This window comes from Kitasatospora sp. NPDC059817, from assembly GCF_042731835.1.
Classification (GTDB): Bacteria; Actinomycetota; Actinomycetes; order Streptomycetales; family Streptomycetaceae; genus Kitasatospora.
In genome coordinates, this window is record NZ_JBHWIR010000336.1 from 1 (window position 1) to 4,536 (window position 4,536).

The following is a 4,536-nucleotide window of genomic DNA, read 5'->3' on the forward strand; positions in this document are numbered from 1 at the left end:
GAGGAAGCGCTCGTACGCGTTGAGGAAGCGCCGCATCTCCTTGCCGCGGGGCGGTGGGGGCGGCGGGGGCGGGGCCCCCCCCCGCGCTGCCCGCCGCGGACGGGGCCGGTGTTCCGAACGGAACACCGGCCCCTTCGCCGTACCCGGGGCGGGTTACAGCGGCAGGCCGCTGATGCTGCCGCCGTTCACGCCGCCCAGCAGGCCGCCGATCGGGCCGAGCGCGCCGGTGAGGCCGGACAGCGGGTTGTTCGGGCCGAGGTCGGCGCCGCCGAGGCGGTTGGCCGAGCCGTGCTCGGCCAGGCCCAGGACGTCGGTGGCGGGCAGGGCGGGCAGCGCGCGTGCGACGGAGCCGAGCGGCAGCGCGTCGGTGACGGCGTTGGTGCCGGGGACGGCGCCGGCGAGCTTGTCGGCGCCGGGCAGGCCCTTGGCGATGGAGCCGGTCTGGGCGAGCCCGCCGACCGGGCTGGCCGCGGCGCTGCGGGTGCCGACGCCCTTGCCGGTGACGGCCTCGCCGAGCTTGCCGGCCAGTGCGGAGGCGACCTTCGGGGTGACGGCGGAGAGCTGGCCGGTGGTGGCGGCGGTCTGGTCGACCGGGGCGGTCAGCGAGCTGGCCTTCTCGTTCGCCTCGGGGAGCTGGTGGGCGACGATGTTGCCGGCGGCGTCGGCGGAGGCCGGTACGCCCGCGGCGACGGTGGCGGCGCCGGTGCTGCCGGCGGCCTGGCCCAGCTGGTGGGTGGTGTGCTGGAGGGTGGAACCGGTGTCGGTGTTGGTCAGCTGGCCCAGCGGCGCGACCAGGTCGCTCTTGGGCAGCAGGGCGTCGCCGCCCAGGGCGGACGCGGAGCCGGCCGCGACCAGCGGGGTCGCGCCGGCCGCCACGAGCAGCGCGGCGCTGGCGATCCGTCGCGTGAGGGGGTGAGACATGGGGCTCCTCGGAGGGTCTGGGTCCGTCACGTCCGCCGGGCGGACTGACGGTGTTACCGCTTGAGGAGCCAGAAGGTTTCGGCCTGGATCAGGAAAGTGCCTGACCGACCATCGGATCGTAGGACCGGCGTGACGGTGCCTGGCGGGCCCGTACGGCCCCCGTGGACCCGGCCCCGGGCAAGGGGAGTGACGGTTCTCCAGCGGGGCCGCCACGGCGGGCTCCCGGTCCACCGCGGTTGACCGGGTTCACCCGTCCGGCGGCCACCCGAACGTCGGTTCGTCAGCCCTTGTCGGACGTGGCGAGGGTGACCTGAACGAGCTTGGTCGACGTCCCGGAGGTCTGCGACTGCCAGCCGTCCTCCGACTTGGCCTTGCGCCAGATCTTCCCGTCGTAGGCGACCGTCGCGATGCCCAGCTGCTGGGCCTGGGCGACCGCCCAGTGGGCGACCTCCCAGCCGCTCGCCCGCTCGGCGGTGATCCCGCCGTCGGCTCCGTCGGCCGAGGAGGTCAGCGCGGCGGCGGACGGGTCCGGGGTGAGCGAGACCGCGTTCTCGGCGCCCTTGATGGTCGAGGCGTACCCGGTGGCCGGGGTCACGGTGCGGCCGAACTCGCGGCGCACCCGGTCGGACAGCACCTGGGCCCGGTCCGCGGCGGTGGGCTGGGAGGCGGCCGGGGAGACGGAGGCACTCGCCGTGGGGGAGGACGAGTCGGCCGGATCCGGCTTGGCGTAATCGCGCACCACGCAGGAGAACGAACCGGGCTCCCGGCCGGCCAGCGCCGAGGTGAGCAGCGTCGCCTTGGTCTCGTGCTTGGCGTACGCCTGCGGGTAGCCGCTCTTCTGCACGGCCTGGGCCGCGTCGGTCAGCGGCAGCCGGGTGTAGCCGGGCACCTTGACCAGGCCGTCCAGGAACTTGTTGGTCGCGTAGACCGGGTCCCCGATCTGCTGCGCCGTGCCCCAGCCCATCGAGGGCCGCTGCTGGAAGAGGCCGATCGAGTCCCGGTCGCCGCCCGCGAGGTTGCGCAGCTTGGACTCCTGCATCGCGGTGGCCAGCGAGATCGCCGTCGCCCGGTCCGGCAGCCCGCGCGAGCGCGCCACCGCGGCGATCGTCGCGGCGTTGGCCGCCTGCGGGAGCTCCAGCGTGCCGCTGCCGGCCGCGGTCTTCACGGTGCAGCCCTCGGGCTCGCCCTGCTTGAAGCCGAACCACCAGATGCCGACCACGGCCAGTCCCGCGACCAGCGCGAGGCCGAGCAGGCCGACGATCACGAGCAACAGCGCGCGCAGTGGACCGCGGCGGGGGGGCGCCAACTCCTCGCCCAGCTCCTCGCCGCTCTTTCTCCTGGCCACCGTCGCCCCTCTCGCGCCTTGCTTCTTGATCCGACACCGTACCCACTCGGACGGGTGTGCGGCGCCACCCGGTTGCGGTTACCCGCCCGCTCGCTCCGGGGCGGGCCGCCGCGCCCCGCGTCACGCAAGCGCCACGCCGGGCGCACACCCCGCGGACTAGGCTGGCGCCATGAGCAGCCCGAACCCGACGCCCCTGGACCTCACCCTCGACGGCGGCGCGCTGACCGCCCGGCTCGTCGACTTCCCGTCGGTGAGCGGCGACGAGCAGGCGCTCGCCGACGCCGTGGAGACCGCGCTGCGCGGCTACCCGCACCTGACCGTGGACCGGTACGGCAACAACGTGGTCGCCCGCACCACCCTCGGCCGCCCCGAGCGCGTCCTGCTCGCCGGCCACCTGGACACCGTGCCGATCGCCGACAACGTGCCCTCCCACGTCGAGGGGGACCTGCTCTACGGCTGCGGCACCTCGGACATGAAGTCCGGCGTCGCCGTCCAGCTGCGGCTCGCCGCCACCCTGCCCGAGCCCAACCGCGACCTCACCTTCGTGTTCTACGACTGCGAGGAGGTGGAGGCCCACCGCAACGGCCTCGGCCACCTCGCCAGGGAGCGCCCGGACTGGCTGGCCGCCGACTTCGCGGTGCTGATGGAGCCGAGCGGCGCGGTCGTCGAGGGTGGCTGCCAGGGCACCCTGCGGGCGCAGATCCGGCTCACCGGTGTGCGCGCGCACTCGGCCCGCAGCTGGCTCGGCGACAACGCCATCCACCACGCCGCCGAGGTGCTCACCCGGCTCGCGGACTACCGGCCGCGCCGGGTGGAGATCGACGGACTGGAGTACCGGGAGGGCCTGAACGCCGTCCGGATCGACGGCGGCGTGGCCGGCAACGTCATCCCGGACGAGTGCGTCGTGACGGTCAACTTCCGCTACGCGCCGGACCGCAGCGAGGCGGAGGCGGAGAAGCACGTGCGCGAGGTCTTCGACGGCTTCGAGCTGACCGTCACCGACTTCGCCCCGGGCGCGCTGCCCGGGCTCGCCCAGCCGGCCGCCCAGGCCTTCCTGGAGGCCACCGGCGGCCAGGCCCGGGCCAAGTTCGGCTGGACCGACGTCGCCCGGTTCAGCGCGCTGGGCGTCCCGGCGGTCAACTACGGCCCCGGTGACCCGAACCTCGCGCACAAGCGGGAGGAGCACTGCTCGCTGAGCGCCATCGCGGAGACCGAGGACCGGCTGAGGACCTGGCTGACCAGCTGAGGTGCCGCTCCGATGATCGGCCGGTCCGACCGGCCGATCATCGGCTGAGCGCCATCTTCCGGTCGCCCAACCGACCTTCCCCTGTTGCCTGAAAACCGGGATCACCGGACGTAGGGTTTCGTCATGACAGGCACAGGAGACGAGAAGCACTACGGACACGGCCCCGAGCAGGTCGGCGTGCCGCGGAAGAAGAAGGCCTGGCCCGAGAAGCAGAAGGGCCCGGTGCTGGTGCGCCGGGACCAGGTCGGCACGAGCACCACGGACCAGCGGCTGCTGGACACCACCGGCCCGACCGACTGGCTGCACACCGATCCGTGGCGGGTGCTGCGGATCACCTCCGAGTTCGTCGAGGGCTTCGGCGCCCTCGCCGAACTCCCGCCCGCGATCAGCGTCTTCGGCTCCGCCCGGACCCCGGCCGACTCGCCCGAGTACGAGGCCGGCGTGGCCATCGGCCGGGCCCTCGCCGAGGCCGGCTACGCGGTGATCACCGGCGGCGGCCCGGGTGCCATGGAGGCCGCCAACCGCGGCGCCTCCGAGGCCGGCGGCCTCAGCGTCGGCCTCGGCATCGAGCTGCCCTTCGAGCAGGGCCTCAACGAGTTCGTCGACCTCGGGCTGAACTTCCGTTACTTCTTCGTCCGCAAGACGATGTTCGTGAAGTACTCCCAGGGCTTCGTGGTCCTGCCCGGCGGGCTCGGCACGCTGGACGAGCTGTTCGAGGCGCTCACCCTGGTGCAGACGAAGAAGGTCACCCGCTTCCCGGTGATCCTCTTCGGCAGCGCGTACTGGGGCGGCCTCTACGAGTGGCTGAAGAGCACCCTGGTCGCGCAGGGCAAGGCGGCCCCGCACGACCTGGAGCTGTTCCACATCACCGACGAGATCGACGAGGTCATGAAGATCCTCGCCGACACCCGCCGGCCGACCAACCAGATCTAGGGCCAATGCCAGTGACTTTGGTGTGTCTGTCTCGTTGGTTGTGGTGTGGCGAGGGTGGGGCAGGTCAAGTCGTGTGCGGGTGAGCGGTTGT

4 protein-coding genes are annotated in these 4,536 nt (G+C 73.4%); 2 read left to right on the forward strand and 2 right to left on the reverse strand.

All coding sequences use genetic code 11. The features are described from left to right. Nucleotides 1-153 precede the first annotated feature (153 nt). Together ACFV61_RS34700 and ACFV61_RS34705 are read right to left on the reverse strand one after the other, a co-directional pair. Complete coding sequence (locus ACFV61_RS34700; RefSeq protein WP_063347939.1) at nucleotides 154-921, reverse strand: hypothetical protein; 768 nt, start codon at nucleotides 919-921, stop codon at nucleotides 154-156. Nucleotides 922-1,201: 280 nt separating this feature from the next. Continuing rightward, nucleotides 1,202-2,266, reverse strand: a complete 1,065-nt coding sequence (locus tag ACFV61_RS34705) for a hypothetical protein (RefSeq protein WP_159398441.1) — start codon at nucleotides 2,264-2,266, stop codon at nucleotides 1,202-1,204. A gap of 169 nt (nucleotides 2,267-2,435) precedes the next feature. Here ACFV61_RS34705 and dapE point away from each other — a divergent pair, with 169 nt between their 5' ends. Next, entirely contained in the window at nucleotides 2,436-3,512 is a 1,077-nt protein-coding gene (gene dapE, locus ACFV61_RS34710; RefSeq protein WP_380341380.1) for a succinyl-diaminopimelate desuccinylase, read from the forward strand. A gap of 123 nt (nucleotides 3,513-3,635) precedes the next feature. After that, nucleotides 3,636-4,445, forward strand: a complete 810-nt coding sequence (locus ACFV61_RS34715; RefSeq protein WP_380429103.1) for a TIGR00730 family Rossman fold protein — start codon at nucleotides 3,636-3,638, stop codon at nucleotides 4,443-4,445. Nucleotides 4,446-4,536: the final 91 nt, after the last annotated feature.

Bases quoted from the DNA above. Each gene is read 5' to 3' on its own strand.
- ACFV61_RS34700 (WP_063347939.1), bottom strand. From the start codon at position 921: ATGTCTCACCCCCTCACGCGACGGATCGCCAGCGCCGCGCTGCTCGTG.
- dapE (WP_380341380.1), top strand. From the start codon at position 2,436: ATGAGCAGCCCGAACCCGACGCCCCTGGACCTCACCCTCGACGGCGGC.
- ACFV61_RS34715 (WP_380429103.1), top strand. From the start codon at position 3,636: ATGACAGGCACAGGAGACGAGAAGCACTACGGACACGGCCCCGAGCAG.